Source organism: Massilia sp. UYP34 (assembly GCF_056279385.1).
In genome coordinates this window covers 25,432-49,741 of sequence record NZ_JBWBRF010000023.1, presented here as the reverse complement: position 1 = coordinate 49,741, position 24,310 = coordinate 25,432, and the positions used below count along the sequence as shown (strand labels likewise).

23 protein-coding genes are annotated in these 24,310 nt (G+C 66.7%); 10 read left to right on the top strand and 13 right to left on the bottom strand.

What is annotated here, in order from left to right; translation table 11 throughout:
• The first annotated feature begins 31 nt into the window (after positions 1-31).
• The 3 genes from ACZ9AQ_RS21850 to ACZ9AQ_RS21840 are packed head-to-tail and all read left to right on the top strand — an operon-like array spanning position 32 to position 1,806.
• On the top strand, positions 32-397 hold the full coding sequence (locus ACZ9AQ_RS21850) for a copper resistance CopC family protein (protein ID WP_429206742.1): 366 nt from the start codon (positions 32-34) through the stop codon (positions 395-397).
• Positions 398-1,339, top strand: a complete 942-nt coding sequence (locus ACZ9AQ_RS21845; protein WP_429206743.1) for a copper resistance D family protein — start codon at positions 398-400, stop codon at positions 1,337-1,339. It begins immediately after the preceding gene.
• Between the two features lie 23 nt (positions 1,340-1,362).
• Entirely contained in the window at positions 1,363-1,806 is a 444-nt protein-coding gene (locus tag ACZ9AQ_RS21840) for a YybH family protein (RefSeq protein ID WP_429206744.1), read from the top strand.
• Between the two features lie 72 nt (positions 1,807-1,878).
• Here ACZ9AQ_RS21840 and ACZ9AQ_RS21835 read toward each other — a convergent pair whose 3' ends face one another.
• The 7 genes from ACZ9AQ_RS21835 to bluB form a co-directional block, all read right to left on the bottom strand.
• Complete coding sequence (locus ACZ9AQ_RS21835) at positions 1,879-2,628, bottom strand: MBL fold metallo-hydrolase (RefSeq protein WP_429206745.1); 750 nt, start codon at positions 2,626-2,628, stop codon at positions 1,879-1,881.
• A 101-nt stretch (positions 2,629-2,729) separates the two neighbouring features.
• On the bottom strand, positions 2,730-3,167 hold the full coding sequence (locus ACZ9AQ_RS21830; RefSeq protein WP_429206746.1) for a YeeE/YedE family protein: 438 nt from the start codon (positions 3,165-3,167) through the stop codon (positions 2,730-2,732).
• 14 nt (positions 3,168-3,181) lie between these two features.
• Positions 3,182-3,613, bottom strand: coding sequence for a YeeE/YedE family protein (locus ACZ9AQ_RS21825; protein ID WP_429206747.1), 432 nt, complete (start codon positions 3,611-3,613; stop codon positions 3,182-3,184).
• A 13-nt stretch (positions 3,614-3,626) separates the two neighbouring features.
• Complete coding sequence (locus tag ACZ9AQ_RS21820) at positions 3,627-3,908, bottom strand: ArsR/SmtB family transcription factor (protein WP_429206785.1); 282 nt, start codon at positions 3,906-3,908, stop codon at positions 3,627-3,629.
• A 502-nt stretch (positions 3,909-4,410) separates the two neighbouring features.
• Positions 4,411-6,144 carry a bifunctional metallophosphatase/5'-nucleotidase gene (locus tag ACZ9AQ_RS21815; RefSeq protein WP_429206748.1) on the bottom strand — a complete coding sequence of 578 codons (1,734 nt, stop codon included), beginning with the start codon at positions 6,142-6,144 and terminating at the stop codon, positions 4,411-4,413.
• A gap of 23 nt (positions 6,145-6,167) precedes the next feature.
• On the bottom strand, positions 6,168-7,775 hold the full coding sequence (locus ACZ9AQ_RS21810) for a methyl-accepting chemotaxis protein (protein WP_429206749.1): 1,608 nt from the start codon (positions 7,773-7,775) through the stop codon (positions 6,168-6,170).
• A 770-nt stretch (positions 7,776-8,545) separates the two neighbouring features.
• Positions 8,546-9,202, bottom strand: a complete 657-nt coding sequence (gene bluB, locus ACZ9AQ_RS21805) for a 5,6-dimethylbenzimidazole synthase (protein WP_429206750.1) — start codon at positions 9,200-9,202, stop codon at positions 8,546-8,548.
• A gap of 577 nt (positions 9,203-9,779) precedes the next feature.
• On the opposite strand from bluB, the gene ACZ9AQ_RS21800 reads away from it, so the two are divergent.
• Positions 9,780-11,210 carry an NfeD family protein gene (locus ACZ9AQ_RS21800; RefSeq protein ID WP_429206751.1) on the top strand — a complete coding sequence of 477 codons (1,431 nt, stop codon included), beginning with the start codon at positions 9,780-9,782 and terminating at the stop codon, positions 11,208-11,210.
• 12 nt (positions 11,211-11,222) lie between these two features.
• A complete protein-coding gene (locus ACZ9AQ_RS21795) occupies positions 11,223-11,999 on the top strand; it encodes a slipin family protein (RefSeq protein ID WP_429206752.1) in 777 nt (258 codons plus the stop codon).
• A 109-nt stretch (positions 12,000-12,108) separates the two neighbouring features.
• On the opposite strand, the gene ACZ9AQ_RS21790 is transcribed toward ACZ9AQ_RS21795, so the two are convergent.
• The 3 genes from ACZ9AQ_RS21790 to ACZ9AQ_RS21780 form a co-directional block, all read right to left on the bottom strand.
• Positions 12,109-13,290: an NADH:flavin oxidoreductase/NADH oxidase gene (locus tag ACZ9AQ_RS21790; protein WP_429206753.1), complete on the bottom strand. Its 1,182-nt coding sequence runs from the start codon at positions 13,288-13,290 to the stop codon at positions 12,109-12,111.
• Between the two features lie 264 nt (positions 13,291-13,554).
• Positions 13,555-14,703, bottom strand: a complete 1,149-nt coding sequence (locus tag ACZ9AQ_RS21785; RefSeq protein ID WP_429206754.1) for a glutathione-independent formaldehyde dehydrogenase — start codon at positions 14,701-14,703, stop codon at positions 13,555-13,557.
• A 438-nt stretch (positions 14,704-15,141) separates the two neighbouring features.
• Positions 15,142-15,564 carry an Rrf2 family transcriptional regulator gene (locus ACZ9AQ_RS21780; RefSeq protein ID WP_429206755.1) on the bottom strand — a complete coding sequence of 141 codons (423 nt, stop codon included), beginning with the start codon at positions 15,562-15,564 and terminating at the stop codon, positions 15,142-15,144.
• Positions 15,565-15,958: 394 nt separating this feature from the next.
• On the opposite strand from ACZ9AQ_RS21780, the gene ACZ9AQ_RS21775 reads away from it, so the two are divergent.
• Positions 15,959-17,680 (top strand): glycoside hydrolase family 43 protein, encoded by a 1,722-nt coding sequence (locus ACZ9AQ_RS21775; protein ID WP_429206756.1) that lies wholly within the window; start codon positions 15,959-15,961, stop codon positions 17,678-17,680.
• Between the two features lie 135 nt (positions 17,681-17,815).
• Here the strand turns inward: ACZ9AQ_RS21775 and ACZ9AQ_RS21770 are convergent, their stop codons facing one another.
• Positions 17,816-18,274: a DUF2721 domain-containing protein gene (locus tag ACZ9AQ_RS21770; protein ID WP_429206757.1), complete on the bottom strand. Its 459-nt coding sequence runs from the start codon at positions 18,272-18,274 to the stop codon at positions 17,816-17,818.
• Positions 18,275-18,418: 144 nt separating this feature from the next.
• On the opposite strand from ACZ9AQ_RS21770, the gene ACZ9AQ_RS21765 reads away from it, so the two are divergent.
• The 4 genes from ACZ9AQ_RS21765 to ACZ9AQ_RS21750 are packed head-to-tail and all read left to right on the top strand — an operon-like array spanning position 18,419 to position 21,501.
• A complete protein-coding gene (locus tag ACZ9AQ_RS21765; protein WP_429206758.1) occupies positions 18,419-19,447 on the top strand; it encodes an acyl-CoA dehydrogenase in 1,029 nt (342 codons plus the stop codon).
• Positions 19,435-20,208 carry a PIG-L deacetylase family protein gene (locus tag ACZ9AQ_RS21760; protein WP_429206759.1) on the top strand — a complete coding sequence of 258 codons (774 nt, stop codon included), beginning with the start codon at positions 19,435-19,437 and terminating at the stop codon, positions 20,206-20,208. Before ACZ9AQ_RS21765 ends, ACZ9AQ_RS21760 begins: the two co-directional genes overlap by 13 nt.
• Positions 20,201-20,791 carry a methyltransferase domain-containing protein gene (locus ACZ9AQ_RS21755; RefSeq protein WP_429206786.1) on the top strand — a complete coding sequence of 197 codons (591 nt, stop codon included), beginning with the start codon at positions 20,201-20,203 and terminating at the stop codon, positions 20,789-20,791. Before ACZ9AQ_RS21760 ends, ACZ9AQ_RS21755 begins: the two co-directional genes overlap by 8 nt.
• Entirely contained in the window at positions 20,788-21,501 is a 714-nt protein-coding gene (locus ACZ9AQ_RS21750) for a glycosyltransferase family 2 protein (RefSeq protein ID WP_429206760.1), read from the top strand. The genes ACZ9AQ_RS21755 and ACZ9AQ_RS21750 overlap by 4 nt, the downstream gene beginning before the upstream one ends.
• 35 nt (positions 21,502-21,536) lie before the next feature.
• Here the strand turns inward: ACZ9AQ_RS21750 and ACZ9AQ_RS21745 are convergent, their stop codons facing one another.
• Positions 21,537-23,054, bottom strand: a complete 1,518-nt coding sequence (locus ACZ9AQ_RS21745) for an alpha,alpha-trehalose-phosphate synthase (UDP-forming) (protein ID WP_429206761.1) — start codon at positions 23,052-23,054, stop codon at positions 21,537-21,539.
• A 225-nt stretch (positions 23,055-23,279) separates the two neighbouring features.
• A complete protein-coding gene (gene cyoE / locus ACZ9AQ_RS21740) occupies positions 23,280-24,245 on the bottom strand; it encodes a heme o synthase (RefSeq protein ID WP_429206762.1) in 966 nt (321 codons plus the stop codon).
• Positions 24,246-24,310: the final 65 nt, after the last annotated feature.

Below are 24,310 nucleotides of genomic sequence, written 5' to 3'. Positions count from 1 at the left end.
CGTGGCGCGGGATTGAGAGGAGAAACCACAGATGACAATGAAAAACCTGCTTGCCGCCGCTGCCGCGGCCATCATCACCGTGGCGGCGCCGTCCGCGCTCGCTCATGCCAGGCTGGAGGCGTCGACCCCTGCTGCGAACAGCGTCGTCAGCCCGGCGCCGGCCCAGGTCCGCCTGCAGTTCAACGAACCGCTCGAACTGCCCTTCAGCAAGGTCAAGCTCGTTGACGAAAAAGGGGGCGTCGTCGATGCATCCAGGGTCGCCGCGGACCCTGCCGATCCCAGGGCGCTGGTCGCGACCACGCCCGGGCTGCATGCCGGCGTTTGGCGTGTGCAGTGGACCACGGTCGCGCGCGATGGCCACAAGGTCAAGGGCGAATTCTCCTTCCGGGTGCAATAAGTGGAATCCGACCTCGCGTCGGTCCAGCGCGCCATCACCGCCCTCCTCAACCTGTCGCTCGCCGTGCTTGTTGGTGCGAGCGCAGCGCTGCTCTGGCTGCGCACCCGCCAATCGCCCTGGGCTGGCGCCCTGCTGGTGCGCCTGCAAAGAGCGCTGCTTGCGGGATCCGGCGCGGCGATCGCTACCTATATCGCCATCCTGTGGATCGAGGCGGCGTCGATGGCCGAAGTGCCACTCGCCGAAGCGCTGCCCGCAGTGAAGTCGGTCATCAGTGCGACCCATTTCGGATTGGCGTGGATGATCGGCGCTGTCGCGCTCGTGGTTGCAGGCGCGGCATCGGCTGCGCCGCTGCGGCTGCAAACCACGCCGGCCGTATCGGCGCTGCGCGTGCTGGCGATCGGCGTGCTGCTGTATAGCCGCAGCATGGTCAGCCATGCCGGCGCGGCGGGCGATTTCACGTGGGCCGTGGCAGTCGACTGGCTACACCTGGTATTGACCAGTATCTGGGTCGGCGAAGTGATCGTGGCAGGCTTGATCACGCTGCGACATGCACCCGACAGCGCTCCGGGCAGCCGATCGGACTGCGTCGCCTACGTCGAGGCGCTCTCGTGCAGCGCGACAGTCGCGCTGGTGGGTATTTTCGCCACCGGCGCAATCAGTGCCTGGCGCGTGCTGGAGCGCCCGGAAAACCTGTTCGGCAATCCGTATGGCGATGTCCTCATCATCAAGCTCGGCCTCGTGTTCTTCGCCGCGGCGCTGGGCGGCTTCAACCGCTTTATCGTGATGCCAGCCGTGCTCGCATCACTGACACAGTCCAGTCAACGTGCGCCGGACGCCAGCAAGCGCTTCGCACGGATCCTGCATATTGAAGCCATCGTCCTGATTGCCGTGCTGGTAGCGGCGGCTGTCCTGACGTCGACCTCTCCCCCAATGTCATCCTGAGCAAGTTCACCTGGAAAGAAAAAATGTTTAAGAAAACCCTGGCCGCCATCATCGTTACCGCTGCGTTCGCTGGCGTGCATGCCTCTGCCCTGGCCGCATCGCCCAAGGAAACAGTCGCCGCATTCCATCAAGCGCTGACCAGCGGGGACAAGGAAAAGGCACTATCGCTACTGTCTCCTGAAGTCGCCATCTACGAATCCGGGTTCGTCGAACGCTCGCGCGACGAGTACGCGGGCCATCACCTGGGTGGCGACATGGCATTTGCCAAGAATGTCACGCGCAAGACCCTCAAGCAGTCCGAGCGTATCGACGGCAACACCGCCATTGTCTGGGAAGAGACGGAAACCGTCGGGTCGTCGCGCGGCAAACCGGTGCATGTCTTCGGCACCGAGACCGCGGTCCTTGAAAAGAAGGGAGAGGACTGGAAAATCGTGCATGTACACTGGTCGTCGCGCAAAGCGAAATGATGCGCTGGTGAAGCGACAGGGCGGGCCTGAAGCCCGCCCTCTATTTCCTGCTCGACGGACTATCCTTGCGGACTATCCTTGCGGACTATCAGTCATCTGCTGGCAGTACTTGCCGAGATTGTCCGGCAGATCAGTCGGACACACGCCGCACTGCTTGTTGCCGGGAACCGCATAATCGATAAATTTCGGGTATGGCAGGTTGAGCCCCGCCATGATCTGCCGGAACTCCTCGATCGAGCGGTCTGCGCCAAGGCGAGGATTGCGCTGCTTTTCCTGCATGACGGAAGACACCCACCGGTTCTGATAATCGTGCGCCGGGTAGACGAGCGTTTCATCAGGCAATGCGAACAGCTTTCCCCGCACGCTGTGATAGAGCGCATCCGCATCGCCCTGCTGGAAATCGGTGCGCCCGCACGCGTCGATCAACAGCGCGTCGCCCGTGAAGACGCGGCTGCCCAGCACATAGGCGAAATGGCCAGACGTATGGCCCGGCGTATGCAGTGGCTGGAATTGTATGGAGCCTACCGTGAAAGGCGTCCCCTCTTCCAGCTGAACGTCCGCACAGTCAACGCGTTCCGCTGCTGGCGCTGCAATCTTGCTCCCCACCTTGTTCTTCAGTTCCAGCGCCGCCGTGATGTGGTCGGCGTGGACATGGGTGTCGACGCTGTATGCAAGTGTCAGCCCCAGGCGTCGAAGCTCCTCCAGGTCACGCTCGACGGTCACGATCACGGGATCGATCAATACCGCTTGACCGGTTTCCGGACAGCCGATCAGGTAGGTGTAGGTGCTGGACAAGGGCTCAAACAATTGGCGGAAGATCATGCGGATTCTCCTACTGACAATCAGGCGTACGTGCCCCTGGATGGCGCAGTATAGACGCCGATGAGATCTCGGGCGCGCGCGTCCACCCCGATACCCTGCGCTTACGCACGCTGCTCGCCCGGCGCATCGGGCAGGCGTTCCAGTAGTTCGAAGATCGCCATCCCGGCCAGCATTGCGCCAGTAAAAATGAGCGGTTTCTCGCCGCCGACGATCAGCGACACCAGCGCCGGCCCTGGACAGTACCCCGCCAGGCCCCAGCCCACCCCGAAGGCCAGACTACCGAACACCAGTCGCCGGTCGATCTGCGTGGCGGACGGCAAGCGCATGGCGTCGCCGAGCAGCGACTTGTTGCGCCCGGCGGCAACATGGAAGGCAATCAAGCCGACTGCGATCGCGCCACCCATGACGAATGCCAGCGACGGATCCCAGTTGCCGGCCAGGTCGAGAAAATTCAGGACTTTCGCTGGGTCTGCCATTCCGGAGACGAGCAGCCCGATACCGAAGATCAGCCCGACGATCAGTGCCATGACGATCTGCATGAATATTCCCCTCTTTACGCCATCAGGTGGCGTACGACATACACGGTGACGAAGCCGGCCAGCATGAAGCTCGCCGTGGCGACCAGGGAACGGGGCGAGCGCCGCGACAGTCCACAGACGCCGTGACCGCTGGTGCAGCCGGCCCCATAGCGCGTGCCCAGTCCGACCAGCAAGCCGGCGACAACCAGGGTCCCGGCGCCGGCATCGATGCGGGCCTCGGGCAAGATGGCAAACATCCCGACCACCAACGGCGCACCGATCAGTCCCGTCAGAAATGCGATACGCCAGGCGATGTCGCCGCGCAGCGGACGCAGCAAGCCGCCGAGCACGCCGCTAATGCCCGCGATCCGGCCGTTGAACAGCACAAACAGCGCCGCCGACAGCCCGATCAGCAGGCCGCCGAACAGCGACGCCCACGGCGTGAACTCGCTCCAGTTGATGGTCATGAATGACTCCCTTTCATCGTTTACAGTACAGCGCGTACAACACTTCCATCACGGCCATCGCTTCCCTGCTCGCTATGCTGTAATGGATCTGCTTGCCTTCGCGGCGGGTATCGACCAGCTTCTCGTCGCGCAGCACCGCCAGCTGTTGCGACAGCGTGGGCTGGCGAATGCCAGTCAAGGCTTCCAGTTCGCCGACACAGAACTCCCCCTGTGTCATCTGGCAAAGCAGCAGCAGGCGGTCGGGATTGCCCAGCGCCTTCAACAGGCCGCAAGCCTGCTCGGCAGCACGGCGCATCGATGCGATATCGATGCCGTCGGCAGGCCGTCGGCTCCCTTCTTCATGATTCATTGACATCGCACGTACCAATCAACATACACTTTTATAGTATATCTTTTATCGATATATATTCAAGTAGATTGTGATTCCTACCGGTGAGGGCTCGCGCCGCACTCACGGGCAGCGTCCTGCATGGCCGCGTGCTGGCGCCGTCGTGCCTGGCTTACGCCAGCAAGAAGAGTTGGTCAGATGGTAAAACCACCCTGGAGATACCATGAGGCAGCCTTTACCAGGCCGGCATGGTTGGGGGCGGAAATGCTCAAGGCCGGCGCCCCCACGCACGACCTCGCCCTGATCACGTCATAAAAAAAACCCAAAAGTTGACGTCCAACTTTTGGGTTTCAGCTCAGAGTGATCGCAACGCTTATTTCTCATCCTGCCAGACGGCCAGACCTGATCCAGTGCGCATTGGCAGGCGCACTGGATCAGGGCGGAATCTGCCCTGAACGCAGGCCGCGCGTCAGCGCGCGACCGCGCCCAGCGGCTGCATCTCGCGCACGCCGTGCGCCGACGCCGGCAGCGGATTGACCAGACGGATGCGCTCCAGCTGCAGGCCTTCGCGTGTCACCGTCTTGCCCGGCAGCGATTCGAGATAGCGCGCCACGACGTCGGTCGCGTCGAGCGTGGCGCCGTCCTTGTCCTTCACCACCACCACATCGGTCGCGGGCAGGCGGTTGATCATGGTCGGAATTTGCTGGTACCAGAAGCCGGCCACGCTGTAGCTGGCGTCCATTTGCACCGGTGCGGCGCCGATGCGCAGGTGTCGCACGCGCGACCCCTGTGGCGCCAGCGGATCGAATTCGGCGACCAGGCCGCTGATGCCGGCAGTCCAGCCGTTCACCCACTCGCCGGCACGCGCCGGGGTGTTCTGCGGCCTGCCCTCGAGCGCGTTCCGGACCTGTTTGCCGCTCAGCTGGCCGCGCGCGATCTGCGCGCCCACCGGCATGAAGTGGTACAGGTCTTCGAGCGTGATCGGGCCGGGAGCGACCACGGTGCCGTAGCGGAAGCCCGTGATGATGCCCAGCTGGGCGTCGCCCTGCTGGCGGAAGGCGTCGGTCAGGAAATCGTGCGACGAGCCCTCGATCACCGCCGGCATGCGCTCGTCCCCGAAGTTGCTGCGGTACAGCGGCACCTCGGTCCGTCCGACCACGGTGTCGATCGGGCGGCGCAGCGGCGCGCCGCTGAACGGATTGACGATGGCGCCGGTCTTGAACCCCGGCCCGCTCACCAGCGGCGCGCGCACCTTGGCGACCAGGGCGGCAATGCGCTTGTCTTCCGCCAGGAGCTCGGTGATCCGGTGCGACACGTAGCGCTTGTCCGTCACTGCGCCTTTCTCGACACGCACGCGCAGTTCGCCCACGACCTGCCCATCCATGCCCTGCTCGACGATCAGGGTGCCATTGCGCGAGACCACCGGCTTGGACGTGAGCTCATGCTTGTCGGACGAGAGAATCACGTCCACGCCGGGAATCGCATCGGCCAGCGTCAGGTTGCCATGCAGGCCGAGTTCCGAGATGACGACCAGCAGGTCGACGTCCTGGCCGCGCACTTCCTTCACGTAGCGCTCGTACTCGGCCCGGCCATCGGTGAAGCGCAGCCCTGCCGTGATCTTCGGGTCGCCGGCCTGCGGACCGCGGTCCGAGGTGAACCCGATGATGCCGACACGCAGGCCGCCGACTTCCTTGACGATGTAGGCTGGTGCAACGGTCTGGCCGTTTCGGGCTTCGAGCCCTGGATAATTATCGTAGTACAGGTTGGCCACGACCAGGTTCCACGGCGCGCGCGGCTTCGGGCCGGTAAAGTAGGACAGGAACTTGTCGGCGCCATACACATAATCCCAGTTGCCTGGCGCATAGGCATCGAAACCGAAGGCGTTGAGCACCTCGATCATCGCCTCGCCCTGGGTGAACATCGCCTCGGCGCCGCCGTGCAGGGTGTCGCCGGTGTTGACCAGCAGGGTCTTGCCGGGCTGGGCGCGGCGGATCTGTTCGACCAGCGTGTAGATCCGTGCGACGCCGCCTTCGGTCTTGCCGAGAGAATCGCTGCGCACGCTGGGGTGCGGCACCAGGTGGCCGTGCAGGTCACCCATGTGGATCAGCGTGACCTCGCCGCTGCCCTTGCCGGCCTGCGCCTGGCCGCCCAGGCCGAACAGGACGGCGGCAAGCGCCGCCGCCAGAAACTTATTGGATTTCATTGCAATTCCTTGGATAACATTGATTAGCTGGCACGGGTCAGCAGGGCCGGTTCGGCGTGGCGTCCGAGCGCTGGTACGGGGGCGGCGGGAAGCCGGAATACGCTGACCGAGCGCGCCAGATCGGCGGCCTGGTCCTGCATGGCGCCGGCTGCCGCCGCCGCCTCCTCGACCAGGGCCGCATTCTGCTGGGTGACCTGGTCCATTTGGACGATCGCACCGTTGACCTGCTCGATGCCGGCGCGCTGCTCCTGGCTGGCAGAGGTGATTTCCGCGATCACGTCGCTGACGCGACGCACGCTGGCGACCACCTCGCTCATGGTCTGCCCTGCGCGGCCGACCAGTTCGCTGCCGATGCCGACTTTCTCGGACGAGCTATCGATCAGGCCTTTGATTTCCTTGGCGGCTGCGGCGCTGCGCTGGGCCAGGTTACGTACTTCCGCCGCGACAACGGCAAAGCCACGCCCCTGTTCACCGGCGCGGGCCGCCTCCACCGCCGCGTTCAGCGCGAGGATATTGGTCTGGAAGGCGATGCCGTCGATCACACCGATGATCTCGGCCATCTTGCGGGCGGATTCGTTAATCGCCCCCATCGTGTCGACCACTTCCGCCACCACGGCGCCGCCGCGGGTGGCCACTTCGGAAGCCGAGATCGCCATCTGCTTTGCTTGATGCGCGTTATCGGCATTCTGGCGCACGGTGCCCGTCAGCTCTTCCATCGAAGAGGCGGTTTCCTCGAGCGCACTGGCTTGCTGCTCGGTGCGGGCCGACAGATCGAGGTTGCCCGACGCAATTTGTTCGGATGCGGTCGCAATACTATCGGTGCCGATACGCACTTCGGCCACGATGCCGGCCAAGCGTTTGGTCATGTCCTGCAGGGCGCGCAGCAACTGGCCGATCTCGTCGCGTCCCGTCGCCACGGCCTCGATACTCAGGTCGCCGCCGGCAACCGCCTCGGCGATGCCGACCGCCCGCTCCAGCGGGCGCGTGATCGAGCGTGCAATCAAGACCATGATGACCACACCGGCGAGGAAAGCCGCGATGCTGAGCGACAGCAGTTGCACGCGGCCGCTCAGGAAGGCTTCCTCCACCAGGAGGCTGCGTGCATCCAGTTTGCCTTGCAGATGCTGCGCCAGCTTGCCCTGAGCGGCGCCGAGTGCGGCCAGACGCGGCCTGACATCGACCTCCATCAGGCGGTTAGCCTCAACCATGTCGCCATTTGCCTTGGCCTTGAACGCGGAATCGAGCGCTGCGCGATATGGCTTCCTGATCGCCTGGGCCTCGGCAAACAGCTCCTTGCCCAAGGGATCATCGGCCAGGCGTTCCTGCAGCTGGCGCTGCAACTCGACGCCGCGCTTGGTTGTCGTGGCGATGGTGTCGAGGAAAAATTTGGTTGCCTGCTCATTGCCGGCCTCGAGCGCCGCCAGGCTGCGTACGCCGGTCACCTCGGCGAGACCCACCCATTCCCGGACAATGCGTGCGGAAGCAAGGTCTTCCTCGACCATTGCACGGTTGGTCAGGCCAACGTCTTGCAGGCGTGTCATGCCAATGCCGGCCACGGCCGCGAGCAAAAGAAGGAGAACGGAAAAACCGAGGCCGAGGCGGACCCCAATTTTCAAATCTGTGAATTTCATGATTGACTCTGCAAGAATGCGCGCGCCGTCGAACACGCCTGACAGCGGACACAATAGAAGGGAGGGAAATGTAGTTTCCGTAAGGCAACAAGTATAGCACCAGCTTTGGACTATATAGGCGACAGATCCATAATTCACGTCGAATTGCAGCCTTTTTGCCACGTTTGGGGCTGTTTCGCGATGAAATCGCTTCTTTTCCGGCCCGGTTGCGCATCCGTCCCTATTGCTTACGGATCCATCTGATGTGGTTTGGAGACGGGGTGGTCGGAAGGAACTTTGAAGAGGGATGCACTCGTCCAACGCAGAAACGACTGACGGCCAAGCGCTACCGCCTGCGCAACGTATCGGGGATAGTCGATCGATCCAGTCCCATGGCGATGAGCGGCGAAGATCCATGGCGCAGTTATTTACATCCCAAGTCTATCGCCAGCACGCCATGTTCACTACGCAGGCTCGTTGGGCTTCGGACGTCTCAACCACGCATAAGCGAAGGCAGCATGAACAGCGTCAGCAGCGTCGCCGAGAACAGCCATCCGACGGCGACGGTGGGCAAAGGCAACTACACCTCGGCCCCGGCCGTTGGCAATCGGCATCGACACGAAGCCGTGCTACGCGCCCAGAGCCATCATCGGCACAGTACACAACCGGCGCGGCGCCCCCGCCCTCACCGCCTCAACCAGCCTCACTAGTTTCTCTAACTACAACAGATGGGTGCACTGAACCGGGTTAACCATCAGCGATGGTCCAAAGGCCGTGCAAAAGCATGCCGCTTAACATGGCTGCGGGTCAGGCCGCCAGCGGTCGGTCGACAGCAGCGCGTCCAGGGAAGCGGGCCGAGCCCAGCCCTCCAGTTCGAGCATGGGTTTCGTATAGAATGCGGTCACGTGACCCAGGCAGAGGATGGCAACCGGCTTGGCGCCATCCGGGATGCCAAGTAGCCCAGCCAGCCTGGCGGGATCGAACAGCGACACCCAGCCCATGCCAAGCCCCTCGGCGCGCGAAGCCAGCCACATGTTCTGGATTGCGCAGGCCACCGATGCGAGATCCATCTCGGGCAGGGTGCGGCGGCCGAACACATGGCGTTCACGCCGGTCCATCAACGCCGCCACCAGCACTTCACCACACTCCCGAATGCCTTCGACCTTCAGCCGCATGAAGGCGTCGCCGCGATCGCCCAGTGCAGCCGCGGTCGCTTGGCGTTCGTCGTCTACGATCTGGCAGATCTGTTCGCGCACGGCACCATCCTTGATGCGGATGAAACGCCAGGGTTGCATCAGCCCAACACTGGGCGCCTGGTGCGCCGCAGTCAGCAGGCGCAGCAGAACCTCCTCGCTGACCTCCCCCGGTATGAAGTGGCGCACATCGCGGCGGTTGGCGATGACGCTGTAGACGGCGTCGATGTCGGCGCTACTGAATTCTTTTGGCAACACAAACCTCATCTAAAAAGAGCGGCCCTTCCGGCATCTGACGGCAGGGGGCGCCATCATGCGCGCCGGATGCGCGCGAACCGACCTTGGTCGAACGACGCAAGCGCTGACGCATTGTCGTCGCGCTCATCCATCTCACTGAGCCTACGCCGCCTTTGCCGCCGGATAGCGAAATGATACCCGACCATCCGCGTACGCCGACGCTGGCGCTGGTGGGTCGCATCAATCATCGTTCATGTCGACGAAGGTGCGCAGCGGTAAAACGGAACTTCGGAGGGGGCTGCACCTGTCCAACGCCAGAAACACTGGTGGCAGCCGGCTGCCGCCTGTGGCGCCTGCGTACCTTCGGCACTTCTGCATGATGCCGGCGTTGTGTCGCGTGGGTCCTGCCGTGTCGGGCAGGCGGCCGACGAGATAGCCGCCCAGGTGCGCGAGCACGGCCATGCCTGCATCGTCAAGGGGACGCATGGCCCAGGCCTCATCGCCAGCCTGCTCTCTGGTGCGCTCGCGCGCCGGGGCTCGGCCTGGCGCGCGTGCCGGTCACGCTCGTCAAGTAAGGGAACAGGAAAAATTCTCCATGAGCGCTACCCGGCAAGCTACTGTCCCCCGCCCCGATCCGCGCGCGAGCCGGCTGGCGAAAAGGATCGCGTCGCTCCGGGCCGCCTGCCTGCTTATCCTGCTGGCCCTGCTCGCGCTGTTGCCCGCCCCGGCCTGCGCCGCACCGGGCGTGGGCCTCTTGACGATCGACGGCGCGCTCGGCCCGGCAAACGCCGACCATGTCGTTCGCGGCATCGAGCGCTCCGCCGCGCAAGGCCACCAGCTGCTGATCCTCAAAATGGACACGCCGGGCGGCCTCGATACCGCGATGCGCACCGTGATCAAGGCGATCCTCGGTTCGCCGGTGCCGGTGGCGGCCTACGTGGCGCCAAGCGGCGCGCGCGCGGCCAGCGCCGGCACCTATCTGCTGTATGCGAGCCACATTGCCGCCATGGCGCCCGGCACCAATGTCGGCGCGGCCACCCCGGTCGAGATCGGCCTCGCGCCGCAGCCGCCGGCATCCGGCGAGCGGGACGGCAAGCAAAAGGACGGGCAAGGCGGCGAGGACGTGGCCTCGCGCATGAGCGCCAAGCAGCTCAACGACGCCGCGGCCTACCTGCGCGGCCTGGCGCAGCTGCGCGGGCGCAACGCCGAATGGGCGGAACGCGCCGTGCGAGAATCGATCAGCCTCACGGCCGAGGAAGCCCTGCAGCAGAACGTCATCGGGTATCTGGCGGCGGACGTGCCGGCCCTGCTCGGCCAGCTGGAGGGCCAGTCCGTCGCGGTGCTTGGCCAGCAGCGCCGCCTGGCGACCAAGGGCGCGATCATCGTCGAGTACGCGCCCGACTGGCGCACAAGGCTGCTCGTGGCGATCACCAATCCAAGCGTTGCCCTGTTGTTGATGACCCTCGGGATCTACGGCCTGGTATTCGAGTTCATGAACCCGGGTTCGGTCGCGCCGGGCGTGATCGGAGGGATCTGCCTGCTCCTGGGTCTGTATGCCCTGCAGCTATTGCCGGTAAATTACGTCGGACTGGCCCTGATCGTGCTCGGTCTGGTCTTCATGTGCGCCGAGGCCTTCCTGCCCAGCTTCGGCATTCTCGGACTCGGTGGGATCGCCGCCTTCGTCGCCGGCGCACTCATGCTCATCGATACCGAACTGCCGGGCTATGGCATCCCCCCCGGCCTGGTGGGCACGCTTGCCGTGGCCAGCGCGCTGCTGCTGTTCGGGACGATGCGCCTGGCCATGAAGACGCGCCGGCGCAAGGTAACGAGCGGCGTCGAAGGCCTCATCGGCACACTGTGCACGGTCGAGAAGGTGGCCGACAACGACGCGCGCCAGGGCTGGACCCGCGTGGATGGCGAGCTCTGGCACGTCGCAGGCGGTTTTCCCCTGTTTCCTTCGCAAGTCGTCCGGATCATCGGCAGACGAGGCCTGACCCTGGACGTCTCCCCTGTCGAGAAAAACTAGGAGAGCTTCACCATGATCGCGATTCCCGGATTCGGCATCGGCCTTGGCGCCGTCTTGTTTTTGGTGCTGGTGCTGCTGGCAGCGGCAATCCGGATACTGCGCGAGTACGAGCGCGGCGTCGTGTTCCAGTTGGGCCGTTTCTGGGGCGTGAAGGGTCCGGGGCTGATCATCATCATCCCGGTATTGCAGCAAATGGTCCGGGTTGACCTGCGCACCATCGTGCACGACGTGCCGACCCAGGACGTGATCTCTCGCGACAACGTCTCGGTCAAGGTCAATGCCGTGATCTATTTTCGGGTGGTCGATCCGGAACGCGCCATCATCCAGGTCGCGAACTTCATGGAAGCGACCAGCCAGCTGGCCCAGACCACGCTGCGCGCCGTGCTCGGCAAGCACGAGCTTGACGAGATGCTGGCCGAACGCGAACGGCTGAACATGGACATCCAGCAGGTTCTCGACGCCCAGACCGACGCCTGGGGCATCAAGGTCGCGAACGTCGAGATCAAGCACGTCGACCTGGACGAATCGATGGTGCGCGCCATCGCGCGCCAGGCCGAGGCCGAGCGAGAGCGGCGCGCCAAGGTGATCCACGCGGAAGGCGAGCTGCAGGCCTCGGAAAAACTGCAGCAGGCGGCTTACGTGCTGGCGCAGCAGCCTGGCGCGATGCAGCTGCGCTACATGCAGACGCTCGGTTCGATCGCAGGCGACAAATCGACCACCATCGTCTTTCCGCTGCCGATGGAGCTGCTGGCTGGGTCCGGCACGCCGATGCGCAAGGAGGCGATCTGAGCGCCAGGTCGCGGCGCGCAATAGCGTTGTCCGCAAACACCGGCGCCCGGAACTCACTTCGCCGTTTGCGCCGGCGCTCGACGCGTCGATCGCCGGGATCGCAGCCTGGTCATTTCGCGCGGCGTTTCACGGCATAGCCATATTGCACCGGCCAATCCGGCTCCTCCTCGAACGCATGCTGGGCCTTCAGGCTCCAGTACGGCTCGCGCAGCAATTCGCGCCCGACCAGCACCAGGTCGGCGTCGCCCCCGGTCACGATGTCGTCCGCCTCCTTCGGATCCGTGATCAGCCCGACCGTGCCGGTAAGGATGCCGGCGTCGTCGCGGATGCGGCGGCTGCATGGCACCTGGTAGCGCTTGGCGACGGGAATGCGTGCGGTCGGCAGATTGCCGCCCGTCGACACGTCGATGAGATCGACGCCCAGGTCCTTGAGGCGCTGCGTCAGTTCGACCGACTGCTCGATGTCCCAGCCGCCGGCGACCCAGTCGGTGGCGGAGATGCGCACGAACAGCGGCAGCTCGGCGGGAACGGTGGCGCGCATGCGTTCGGCGACGCGCAGCAAGAAGCGCATCCGGTTCTCGAGGCTGCCGCCGTACCCGTCAGTGCGCTGATTACTGTGCGGCGACAGGAATTCATGCAGCAGGTAGCCATGCGCGGCGTGGATTTCCAACACCTTGAACCCGGCGGCAAGTGAGCGCCGCGCAGCCGCCTCGAAGGCGTCGACGATGCCGTCGATGCCGGCTTCGTCGAGCGCGATGGGCGTTGGATCGTTCGGATGGAACGGGATCGGACTGGGCGCGACCACGGGCCAACCGCCCTCCTCGGGCGTCGTCAGGGTAGCGCCGCCCGTCCACGGTGCCGCCGTACTCGCCTTGCGTCCCGCGTGCGCGAGCTGGATGCCCGCGCACGCGCCCTGGCCTTCCAGGAAGCGGGCGATGCGCGCCAGGGGTTCGATCTGATCGTCGCTCCAGAGCCCCAGGTCGCCCGGGGTGATGCGGCCGTCCGGCGTGACACCAGTCGCCTCGACGATCACGAGCCCGGCGCCGCCCACCGCGCGGCTGCCCAGGTGCACCAGATGCCAGTCGTTGGCCATGCCCTCCACGGCCGAATACTGGCACATCGGCGCCATGGCGATGCGGTTGCGCAAAGTCAGGCTGCGCAGCGTTAGCGGACTGAGCAGGTCAACTTCCGGCACTTCCTGGTCATGGGCGGCGCCGGCCATCGCGCCATGCACGCCTGGATGGGCAAGCTGGGCGGCCGGCCCCGTGGATTGGTTCTGTTGCGGGTTCATTGCTTGCCTCCGGGTGAAAACAATGGTGAAAGTACATGGCGACCGCTGGGAGAACACTGTTTGCGCTGTTGCGCCCACCGCCGCGGTGGCGCTGGGGCCCTTGCGCACCAAGCCGGGTTGTCGCGCAGCTTAGAGCGGATTCCCATATTCCCGAGCACATTGGACAGGTGGCTGTGCCCCAGGGAGAAGGTTGGACACCGGCGCCGGTGGCACGTTCGTCATGGGCGCGCGACGCTTCTTCCTGCCGCCGCGCGCCCTGCGCCCCTAGGAACCCGGGTGCAGGATCACCTTGGTCCAGCCGTGCTCGCGCTGGTCGAAGTGCTGGTAGGCGTCCGGCGCCTGGTCGAGCTTGAGCTCGTGCGACACGATGAATGACGGCTTGGCGCGGCCGGCGTGGATCAGGTCGCGTAATTGCCGGTTATAGGCCTTGACGTTGCACTGGCCGGTGGCGACGAGCTGGCCCTTGAACCAGAGCGCGCCCCAATCGAGCGCGATCTTGCCTTCTTTCTCGAGCGCGTCCGGGGCGTTCGGGTCCTGCGGAATGAACACCCCCACCACGCCGATCCCGCCGGTGGGCTTGACCGAGGCGACCAGGTTGTTCATCGTGAGTTCGGGCCGTTCCTGCCGGTGATGGTGGTGATCGTGGCACTGGTAGCCCACGCATTCGCAGCCCACGTCCGCGCCGCGCCCGTGGGTCAGGTCCATCACCCGCTGCACCGGGTCTTCCTTGGAAAAATCGATGGCCACCGCGCCGATCGACTCGGCCAGCTTGAGCCGGTCCGAATGGCAATCCACCACCATCACGCTGCACGCTCCCTTGATCATCGCCGAGTGCGCGGCCATCAGGCCGACCGGCCCGGCGCCGTAAATTACCACCGCATCGCCGGGCTTCATGCGGGCCAGCTCGGTCGCGTGCCAGCCGGTCGGGAAGATGTCCGCGCACATCACGTAGTCGGACTGTTTTTGCTCCGCGTCCGGCGGCAGCTTCAGGCAGATGAAGTCGGCCCAGGGCACGCGCAGGAATTCGGCTTGCCCGCCCTGCCATGGCCCCATGGAGGCAAAGCCGAAGGCGGCGCCGACGATGCCGGGCACGTTCGCCCTGAGGCAGTAGGCGGTCAGCCCGCGTTCGCAGTTCTTGCAATGCCCGCAGCTGACGTTGAAGGGCATGCAGACCCAATCGCCGGGCTTGAGCCGCTCGACCGCGGGACCGACTTCCAGGACCACGCCCAGGTTCTCGTGGCCAAAGACGCGGCCCTGCTCGAAATCGGTCCGCCCCTCGTACATGTGCAGGTCGGAGCCACAGATGTTGGTGCTGGTGATCTTGACGATCGCATCCGTCGGGCGTTCGATCTTGGGATCTGGCACGTTTTCGACCGCAACCTGGTTGGGACCTCGGTAGACAACAGCTTTCATGATCTACTCCTTGAGCTGCCGGAGAAGGGCCTGCGGCGAGACGGAGACAGGACGCGGCAATGCGTTCCGGCAGTGGTTGGCGATACCCGCGAAAGGCGCCCGCGGGACCCTCTGCCGGCCGCCTGGGCATCGGTGGTCCGCGGCAGAAGCGAAACAGGTTAGATACGCGCCCGCCCGATCGCAAGCGGTAATTCGATTGACGTCACTACCGACGAGTCGCTTTTCCGGCGTGTGCATGCATGCGACACGCTTCGTACGGCGTGATAACCGTCACTCGTGGAGTGCCGGATTCGCTGCACGACGGCGCTGCGCGAGCGCCACCATCCGGTTGCGCAGCTTGAGCGGTGATGTGCTTATATTGCCACTCGACGAAATACGATATCCATTAAATCGGCACTCCTGCAGTGGCGGTTTTCCCAGAGCCAGAGCCCCGCTACATCACTCCGGCCTGACGGTCGGGGCCGGGATGAATGCCGACAGTTTCACCTGGCTGAACTCGCGCAGCAAGGCGCCCGCCGCCTGCGCCATCGCCACCTCGAGTGCGCCGTTGATCGCCTGCTCTTGAAGACAGCCAGGATGATCGACATGCGCCCCGATGGCGAAGATCACCGGCTCTTCGAGCGCCTCGTAGACGTCCAGCACCGTAATGGCGTCCGGGTCCACCGCCATCACCCAGCCGCCATTGCGGCCCGCGGTCGAGCGCACGTAACCCGCCTCGCGCAAGCCGCCCATCATGCGGCGGACCAGGACGGGATTGGTGTCCAGCATGACAGCCAGCTCTTCCGAACTCGTCGTGCCCTTGCGGCCGTGTATATGCACCAGCGCGTGCAGCATGCGCGCCAGCCGAAAATCAGCTCTCATCGATATCCTCCTGCCGCAAGGATACCGCAACTCCGAAAGTATCGGAATCAAGATCCCTATCGCGATAGCAGGAATCCGCATGTTCCTTGCCATGCCCTCCCCTGGCCTTGCCGAACGTTCATCCTGTTTCCTGGTGGCTTTCGTCTGATGTGTTAGCGCTTTCGTAGTCAGCGGCTGTGAAGATACTTGTTTGGCGTTGTAACTTTGTTGGTTAGTTACGTTTTGATGCAAAGACCTAGACTGTGCCAGTCCCCGATATATCTTCCGGACTCAACTTTGTATTGCGGGCTAGTATTTATTGAACGACAATGATTGCGCAATCATTCGTGACGTTCCCCTTACGATCCCAACCGCCTGACGCATCCAAAGCGGCGGTTAATTTTTCAAGGTCATCATGATTTCCCTACGCACCCTGGCAGGCATCGCATCCATTGCCGGATTGGCGGCCTGCTCCACTCCGGGCAGCCAATCCGCCACCGATGGCGCATCGGCCCGAGCCGCCCTCTTCGAGCGCTTCAGCTATCAAGGCCGGTCGCAGGAGACGGTAACGCCCACCGCCACGCAATACCGCAATCCGATCCTGTCCGGCTATTACCCCGACCCCTCCGTGCTGCGCGTGGACGACGACTATTACCTGATCAATTCGTCGTTCACGAACTTCCCCGGCCTGCCCCTGTTCCATTCGCGCGACCTGAGCACCTGGACCCAGATCGCCAACGTGATCAGCCGGCCTTCGCAAGCGAACTTCCAGGGCCTGAGTTCATCACGCGGCATTTTCGCCCCCGACATCTCTTTCCACAAAGGCGTGTTCTACGTGGTGACCACCTGCGTCGATTGCGGCGGCAATATGGTCATGACCGCCACCAGACCGGAGGGCCCGTGGTCCGAGCCGGTCAAGCTCGCCTTCGGCGGCATCGACCCTTCGCTGTTCTGGGATACGGATGGCAAGGTCTACCTGGTCGGCAACGACGCTCCGGCAGAGAACCCGCGCTACGACGGCCACCGCGCGATCTGGGTCCAGGAATTCGACCCCGCCGCGCTGGCGGTCAAGGGCGATCGCACCTTGCTCGTCAACGGCGGCGTCGACATCGCGGCCGAACCGAGCTGGATCGAGGGGCCGCATATCTTCCGCCGGGGCAGCCATTACTACCTGATCGCAGCCGAAGGCGGCACCGGCGACAACCATTCGCAAGTGGTGTTCCGCTCGGCCAGCGTGCGCGGTCCGTTCACGCCTCATGCGCATAATCCAATCCTCAGCCAGCGCAAGCTCGATCCGGCGCGCCCGAACCCGGTGACCTCGGCCGGCCACGCCAAGTTCGTCCAGACCCCGGACGGGCAATGGTGGGCAACCTTCCTGGCCACCCGGCCCTACCGCGACGGCATGTACAACATCGGACGCGAGACCTTCCTGCTGCCCGTCACCTGGAAGGACGACTGGCCGCTGGTGCTCGAGGACGGCAAGGCGATTCCCTTCGTCGCCGATCGGCCCGCGCTGGCGCCGCAGGCGCGCCCCGCCCCGCCGCTGTCCGGCGACTTCGCCTATGTCGACGAGTTCGACGGCGCGCGCCTGTCCGAGGCCTGGATCGGCGTGCGCACCCCGGCCGCGCCATTCCACCGCCTGGCGGCGGGGCGCCTAGTGCTGGAGCCGCGCGGCCGGCTCGGCGACCTGAAAGCAACGCCGGCCTTCCTTGCGCGGCGCCAGCAGCATCACATCGCCACGGTCGGCGCCAGCCTGCGCTTTCGGCCCGCCCGCGAAGGCGACCGCGCCGGCCTCGTGGCCTACCAGAGCGACGCTTCGCACCTGTTCTACGGCGTGACCCGGCTGGGCCGGCGCGACGTGCTGGCGCTGATCGTGCGCGACAAGGCCGACGCCAGGGACGACACCGGCGCCGACCGCCTGCTGGCCAGCGCTCCCGTGGACGGCGACGCGATCGACCTCGAGATCCGCTTCGATGCCGGCAGCATGGACTTCTTCTATACCGCCGGCGGCGTGCGGCGCACGCTGCGCGCCGACGTCGACGGGACCTTCCTGTCGACCAGCAAGGCGGGCGGTTTCACGGGCACGATTATCGGCCCCTACGTCTGGCGCGCCGACGGCGCGGATGCGCCTGAATGAGAACGTGGCGGTCTCCTGGCCAAGGTCGGCGCCTTGGCCAGCGTCACCTCTAACATTGCGTATTATGCGCCACCATGGCACAGCAAGATACGGCAAGCTGGCCGGGCAGGCCTCGTGTGCGCCCGGCCTTGCCCGCTATCGCCCCGTCGCCCCGCAGCCGGCCAACGCCGCGAGCTGCTGCGCGCGCATGAAGCTGCAGCAGACCACGATCTCGCGCATCAAATAGACGAAGCCGACAATCAGCGCCAGCATGCCGCCCACGAAGCACAGGACGATGTACTGGTCGAGCGGCAGGTCGGTGGTGCCTTCGAGGAACAGCGTTGCGATCACGACGCAGATCAGCAAGCCGCAGGCGGTGCTGGCGGCGATGCCGACGTTGATGAGACGGGCGCGGTGATGGAGGTTGAGCAGTTCACCGACGTCATCGCTTTCCTGACGCATCTTCAGGCGCTCTTCCAGCACCCGGCTGCGGTCGATCAGGCGGCCCAGGCGGTTGGTCAGCACGATCAGCATCGTGCCCACCCCGGCCAGCAGGAATACCGGCGCGGTCGCCAGCTGGATGGCTTCACCGATATTGCTGAGCTGGAGGTCCATGGGAAAGTGGCGTCGGCCTGATGACGGGGATGCGGCTAGTGTAGCAGCACGGCATGCGTCATTGCAGCACGCACGCCTGGCTGCCTGCCGGACAGGCGAACTCATGCGTAAGTGGTACGATGCAATTTTTACAATACAGCTGCGATGCCTTCCGAACTGCCCTCCACCGGCGCGCCCCTGGCGCCGCTCCTGCGCACGGCGCTCCCGTCCCTGCGCGATGCCGCGCCAGCGGCCGCATTCAAGCGGCTGGTCGCGCTTGGCCTGGACCGCCTGCCGCTGCCGGGCCACGGCGCCACGCTCGAACGCTGGCGCGCGCTGGCGGCCGTCGGCGCCCACGACCTTGCGCTTGCCAAGCTGTTCGAAGGCCATACCGACGCCCTGGCCATCCTCCATGAAGCGGGCGCCCCCGCCGGCGGCGACGACGCGCTCTGGGCCACCTGGTGCGCCGAGCCGCCGGATGCGCGCCTGGCACTGTCCCCCGGCCGGGATGGAGGATTGCGGCTGGACGGGCGCAAGGCCTGGTGTTCGGGTGCGCGCGACGTCACCCACGCCGTGGTGAGCTGCTGGCGGCGCGACGGCGCCGCGATGCTGGCCGCGGTCGACCTGCGCCAGGCCGGCGTCACGGTGACCGGCGACGGCTGGAACGCCGTCGGCATGGCCGCCAGCGGCAGCGTCGACGTGCATTTCGACGCCGTCGAGGCCCGGGCGCTGGGCGGGCCGGGATTCTATGTGGAGCGCGCCGGTTTCTGGCACGGCGGCGCCGGTGTCGCGGCCTGCTGGTTCGGCGCCGCGACCCGTCTTGCCGACGCCCTGGCCGAACGCCTGGCCGGCCGCGGCGACCCGCACCGCTTCGCGCAACTGGGCGAAGCGGCAGTGGCCCTGCAGGCCAGCGCCGCGCTGATGCGCGAAGCGGCGGCGCGGATCGACCGCACGCCGCAGGCCAACGCCATGGGCGAGGCGCTGTCGGTGCGCCTCTCGGTCGAAGCCAGTGCGGGCGCGGTGCTCGCCGTGGCCGGCCGCGCGCTGGGCGCGGGCCCTCTGTGCAAGGACGCGGCGCTGGCGCGGCTGTATGCCGACCTGCCGATCTTCCTGCGCCAGAGCCATGCCGAACGCGACCTGGAAGCGCTCGGGCGCCTGGTCGGTGAATCGGGAGCGGCGCCATGGACGCTGTAGCGCACTCGCGCCACATCGCCGGCGCCGGCACCACGGCCGCGGCCTGGCGCCAGGCCACTGAACTGGCCGCCGCGCCGTCCACCACGCTCGATCGGCTGGCGCCGCCGGGCAAGCGCGTGGTGGTGGTCGCCCCGCACCCGGACGACGAAATCCTTGCCTGCGGCGCGCTGCTGTTTCTGCTTGCGCAGCGGGGCGACGCGCCGCTGGTGGTCGCCGTCACCGATGGCGAAGCGAGCCACCCCGGCTCGCCCGACTGGCCGCCGGCGCGTCTGCGCGCGCAGCGCGCACGCGAGACCGTGGCGGCGCTCGCCTGCCTGGGCCTGGCCCATGCGCGCATCGAACGGCTCGGCATTCCCGACGGCGCCGTCGCCGCGGCCGAGCCGCAGCTGGCACAGAAGCTGGGCGCGCTGCTGCGGCCCGGCGACCTGTTGATCACCACCTGGCGCCACGACGGCCATCCGGACCACGAGGCCACGGCGCGCGCCTGCGCGGCGGCGGCGCGCGCGCACGCGGCCAGCCTGCTGCAGGCGCCGGTGTGGGGCTGGCACTGGAGCGCGCCGGGCGATGGCGCGATGCCGTGGGCGAACGCCCGCAAGCTGGCCCTGCCCGCCCATGCGCTCGCGCGCAAGCGCGCCGCGCTGGCCTGCTTTACCAGCCAGATCGAGGCCGACGCCAGCACCGGCGCCGCCCCGATCCTGCCGGCCTTCGCCATGGCGCGCGTGCTGCATCCCTTCGAGCTGTTCTTTGCCGACCATGATTGACGACCACCTGCGCCACTTCGAAGCGCTGTACGCGGCCAGCGACGATCCCTGGAACGTGCGCGGCGCCTGGTACGAGCAGCGCAAACGCGCCATCCTCCTGGCCAGCCTGGGCAAACCCGTCTACCGCAGCGCATTCGAGCCCGGCTGCGGCAACGGCGCAATGAGCGCAGCGCTCGCGGCGCGTTGCGAGCGCCTGCTGGCCTGCGACGGCGCGGGCGCGGCGCTCGAGGCGGCGCGGCGCGCCCTGCCGCCGGCCGCGCGCGGCGCGGTGCGTTTCGAACGGCGCCGGCTGCCGGCCGACTGGCCCGATGGCCAGACGTTCGATCTCATCGTCGTGAGCGAGCTGGCCTATTATTTCGAACTGGACGCCGCCAGCGCGCTGCTGGCGCGGGCCGCCGCCTGCCTGGCGCCGGACGGCGAGCTGGTGCTGTGCCACTACCTGCACGACTTCGACGACCGCGCCTGCGGCACCGAGGCGCTGCACCGGGCGGTCGCCGCGCTCCCGGGCCTCGCGCCCACGCTGCGCCACCAGGACCAGGACTTCCTGCTCGAGGCCTGGACGCGGGCCGGAGGCCACCCGTGATCGGCGTCGCCATTCCCGCCCACAACGAAGAAGCCTGCCTCGACGCCTGCCTGCGTTCGCTGCTGCGCGCCGCGCGCCACCCCGCGCTGGCGCGCGAACCAGTCTGCGTGTGCGTGGTGCTCGATGCCTGCGCCGACGGCTCGCGCGCCATCGTCGCGCAGCACCAGCAGCGCTTCGCGGCCGCCGGCTGCGTCCTGGAATGGGTCGAGATCGCGGCGCGCCGGGTCGGCGCCGCGCGTGCGCTCGGAGCGCGGCGCCTGCTCGAGCAAGGCGCGCGCTGGCTGGCGTTCACCGACGCCGATACCCGGGTCGGACCCGGGTGGCTCGCCGCCCAGCTCGCGCAGGACGCCGACGTGGTCTGCGGCTCTGTCGCGGTGGACGACTGGTCGCCGCATGCCGGCATGGCCGCGGCGCTGCGCGAGCAGTTCGTGCGCGACTACCAGGATCGCGACGGTCATCGCCACATCCACGGGGCCAACCTGGGGGTGAGCGCAGAGGCCTACATGGCGGCCGGCGGGTTCGCCGCGGTCGACTGCCACGAAGACGTGATGCTGGTGCGCGCGCTCGAGCATATCGGCGCGCGCTTCGCCTGGAGCGCCGCGCCGCGGGTGTTCACCAGCGCCCGCGTGGATGCGCGCGCGCGTGGCGGCTTCGGCGATACGCTGGCAGCGCTGAGCGCGTGCCTGCACCCGTGCCTCGGCAGTCCCTGAACCCCGCGACCCACGGTGGATGAACCGGCCGGCGTTCAGTCCCCGGCGCGCCGTCCCAGACCTGCCAGTGCCCGACGCCCCGCGCGGCCGGCCGCGATCCGCATGCCGTCGGCGAGCAGGCGGGCCGCCCAGCCGAATACCGTGTTCTGGCTTACCACGGCGCGCATGGCGCGCATGCGGGCGGTCTGCTCCTGCGCCGGCATGTCCAGCGCGCGCCCGATCGCGCGGGCGACGCCGGCGATGTCGCGCGGCTCGACCAGCAGGGCCTGCTCCAGTTCGGCCGCGGCGCCGGCCTGGCGGCTGAGCACCAGCGCGCCGCGCAGGTCACTGCGCGACGCCACGAATTCCTTGGCCACCAGATTCATCCCGTCGTGCAGGCTGGTGACCAGGCACACGTCGCTGGCGCGATAGCAGTCGGCGACGGTGGCCGCATCGGCGCTGGCGGCGTGCAGCACCACCGGTTGCCACGCGCCATCGCCCGCATGGGGACTGAACCGGGCATTGATCCGGTCGGTCAGCGCCTTCACCTGGCGCGCGACCTCCTGGTAGGCCGGCAGCGCGCCGCGGCATGGCGCGCCGATCTGCAGCAGGGTCACCTGTCCGAGCAGCTCGGGACGCCGTTCCAGCAGCAGTTCGAAAGCCTGCAGCCGCTCCGGTATGCCCTTGGTGTAATCCATGCGGTCGACGCCGACCAGCAGGCGCACCCCCGGCGCAATGCCGAAGCGGCGCCGGACGTCGTCGCCCAGCCCCGGCGCGGGCAATTCCTGGCGGCCGGGCCAGGCGATCGAAATCGGGTAGGCGTCGACGTGGGCGGCACCTGGGCCCTGGGCGCAGCCGGCGCGCGCCAGCTCGAAGTTGGCCAGGTCGCCCGGGGTCTGCAGGCCGACGACGGTGCTGGCCAGCAAGCTGGAGATCACCCGCTCGCGCCACGGCAGGCGCGCCAGGCGCTGCGGCGCCGGGAACGGGATATGCCAGAACAGCACGATGACCGCCTCCGGCAGGCGCTCGCGCACCATCTGCGGCACCAGCGCCAGGTGGTAATCCTGGACCAGCACCACCGGACGCGCGCTCGCGGCTTCGGCCACCACGGCGTTGGCGAAACGGCGGTTGACGTTCACATAATGGTCCCAGTCGGCGGCGCGGAAGGTCGGCTCGACCCCGGTGTGGTGGCACAGCGGCCACAGGCCCTCGTTGGACAGGCCGTCGTAGTAGCCGGCGACTTCGTCAGCGTCCAGCCACAGGCGGCGCAAGCGGTAGGGAGCATTCAGGTAGTGCTTGCGCACGCGGTCGTGCTCGTCGCAGGTGGCGCGGTCGGCGTCGCCGCTGCCGTGGGCAATCCAGCACCCGCCTTCCTTGGCCAGCACCGCTTCGAGCGCCGTGACCAGGCCGCCGGCCGGGCGCTGGGCCTTGATGCCGTCAGGCGTATGGGAGTGGATGCAAGGGGCCCGGTTCGAGACGACGATCAGGTCGTCGCCGCAGCCCAGCTGCTCGAGCAGGCGGGCCAGGTCGGCGCCGTCGCGCACGTCGCCCGGAGTGAGCAGGCTGGCCGGCACTTGATGCCTGCGAACGTCGCGGCGATCGGCGGGCAGCCCGTCCGGAAGATGGGTCGGTAGATGCGCAGGATTGCCGCGCATCCGTGTAGTCGGATGGTTGTGGTATCTCGCTGTCATGCAAACAGCTTAATATCTTAACGTTCCGCCCCACCGTGCGCCAGCGTACTCAAATTTACAATTTCCCAACTACCACTTTCAGTGGCGCAGGTATCAAAGTACAACGTATCAGGCTACAACGTAATGGTCCAGCAGCAGTGCCGCGAACAGCAGCGCCAGGTACGCGATCGACCAGGCGAACGCCTTGCGGGCGATCCGGTCGCTGTAGCGCTTGTGGATCAGCCAGCCGTAGCGCAGGAACACCGCGTTCAGCGCACAGGCGGCCACCAGATAGACCGGCCCGCTCATGCCCACCACCCATGGCAGCGCGGTGCCGGCCGCCAGCGCCAGGCTGTAGCGCCACACCTGCCGGCCGGTATGGGCCATGCCGTGCGTGACGGGCAACATCGGCAGGCCGGAGCGCGCATACTCGTCGCGGCGCGCCATCGCCAGCGCCCAGAAGTGCGGTGGCGTCCACAAGAAAATGATCAGGACCAGCAGCCAGGCCTCCATCGGCACCGCATTGGCGACCGCGGCCCAGCCCAGCGCCGGCGGCATCGCGCCGGCGAAGCCGCCGATCACGATGTTTTGCGGGGTGGCCGGCTTGAGCAGCAGCGTGTAGATAAAGGCATAGCCGACGAAGGTGGCCAGGGTCAGCCACATCGTCAGCGGATTGACCCTGGTGTACAACAGCGCAGCGCCGGCGCCGCCCAGCGCCAGCGAGAACGCGACGGTTTGCAGCGGGCTCAGGCTGCCGTTGGCGGTCGCGCGGCGCGCCGTGCGCGCCATGCGGGCGTCGATCCGCGCCTCGAGCAGGCAATTGACCGCGAAAGCGGCGCCGGCAAGCAGCCAGATGCCGGCGCCGCCGAACAGCAGCACGCCCCAGCCGGGAAAGCCGTCGCTGGCCAGCAGGCTGCCGATGACGGCGCAGAAGACGGTCAGCAGCGTGACGCGCGGCTTGGTCAGCGTCCAGTACTGGGACACATACCGGGACCAATACCGGACCGGGGACGGCAGCCAGTCGCGGGCCGGGCCGGCAGCGGCGCCGGCGCCCAGCTCCGGCGTGTCCGGATCTACAACTTTAACGTTCGACATGATCGCTCGACCGCGCTGCGACGTCGGCGGTCCCTTACCAAAACCCGACATCGTAGAGGAAATCG